We start from the raw sequence: 1,493 nt of genomic DNA, 5'->3' as shown, positions 1-1,493 counted from the left end.
GCCACAACCTGTGGCGCCGGAACGTTCTCGGCCTTGAAGCCGCGGCCCGCCGCCAGTTCGGTCTGGACGTCGCCGAGCAGCTCTTCGAACTGCACACGCAGGGCCTTGGCGCCAGTGACGTTGGCGTTCGCGATGTTCTGCGCAATGGCCTGGTGCCTCATCGCGCCGGCATCCAGGGCACGGCTCACCAGTTGCAAGGTGGCAGGGTCAATGAAGTTCAAGAGTGCTCCCTGGGTTTACTGAACGATCAACTCGGCATGCAGGGCACCCGCCGCCTTGATCGCCTGAAGAATGGAAATCATGTCGCGCGGCGCCGTCTTGCCTTTGGCCAGCAACTGAACCAAATCGGACACCCGTGTCGGCCCGGCCGGTACGAACTTGGGTGCCACCGGTTCCTGCACCCGCAGCTGGCTGTTCGTATAGACCTCGGTCCTGACGCCCGCGCCGGGCGCACGCAAAAGCATGGGCTGGGACACCGCGGTTTCGGCGGTGACGGTCACCTTGGTCTCGCCCACGACGACGGCCACCGGCGAAATGCGCACATCGCCAYCGGCGACGAGGGTGCCGGTGCGCTCGTTGATGACGACACGCGCGTGATGGTCCGGCTCGACGGCCAGCGCTTCGATCTGCCGCACGAAGGCAGGCACCTTGGCGCGATAGCCGCGCGGGACCTGCACTTCGACGGCGCCGGCATCGCGCACCTCAGCCAGCTCGGCACCAAAGCTCTCGTTGATGCGGTCCGCCATGCGGCCGGCGGTGCCGAAGTCGGCCTGGTTCAGCACCAGCGAAAGCACGGGCTGAGCTTCTGGCTCCTCCTGCAATGCCACTTCGACCGTGCCGCCGCCGCTGATGAGCCCGGCCGTCGGGTGGTTCTTCTGCACCTGGTTGCCTTGCGCGTCGTGCCGGAAGCCGCCCACCGTCATCGCTCCCTGGGCCAGCACATAGACACGGCCGTCCGCGCCCTTGAGCGGAGCCATCAGCAAGGTGCCGCCCTCAAGGCTGCGTGCATCGCCCACGGAGCTCACCGAGACGTCGACGTGGTCCCCCGGACGGGCATAGGCCGGCAGGCTCGCGGTGACCATCACGACCGCGACGTTGCGGCTGGCGATGTCATCCGACGCGATATTGAGATCGAACCGATTCAAAAGGTTGGACAGCGTGACGCGCGTCGCCTTGCTGCGCGAGCTGTCGCCCGACCCGGACAGGCCGGTCACCACGCCATAGCCCACCAGGGCGTTCTCGCGCTGGGCACCGACGCGAGCAAGGTCCTTGAGCCGCACGGACTGCGCCTGGGCAGGCAGCACGGCAGCAAGAGCAAGGCAGAGGAATATCGCCGCACGCATGTCAAATCCCGAAAAGGCTCAGCAGCTTCTGCCACCAGCGGGGGCGCTGCATATCGCCGAGCACGCCGTCACCCACGAAAGCCAGCCTGGCGTCGGCCAGCCGGCTCGACAGCACGACGTTCTGCTCGCTCACATCACGCGGGCGCACAC

At 66.9% G+C, this 1,493-nt stretch carries 3 protein-coding genes; all 3 read right to left on the bottom strand.

All coding sequences use genetic code 11. From position 1 onward, the window contains the following. Nucleotides 1-221, bottom strand: a 221-nt coding sequence (locus ACXJKR_RS32370) for a flagellar basal body rod protein FlgB (RefSeq protein ID WP_457326345.1), incomplete at its 3' end; no start/stop codon positions are given. A 15-nt stretch (nucleotides 222-236) separates the two neighbouring features. Then, nucleotides 237-1,343 (bottom strand): flagellar basal body P-ring protein FlgI, encoded by a 1,107-nt coding sequence (locus ACXJKR_RS32365; protein WP_457326344.1) that lies wholly within the window; start codon nucleotides 1,341-1,343, stop codon nucleotides 237-239. A gap of 1 nt (nucleotide 1,344) precedes the next feature. Beyond that, a complete protein-coding gene (locus ACXJKR_RS32360; protein WP_457326346.1) occupies nucleotides 1,345-1,491 on the bottom strand; it encodes a flagellar basal body L-ring protein FlgH in 147 nt (48 codons plus the stop codon). Between the last annotated feature and the right edge of the window lie 2 nt (nucleotides 1,492-1,493).

This window comes from Roseateles sp. P5_E11, from assembly GCF_054049355.1.
The sequence above is the reverse complement of the archived record's forward strand: the minus strand, read 5'-3'. Positions and strand labels throughout refer to the sequence as shown.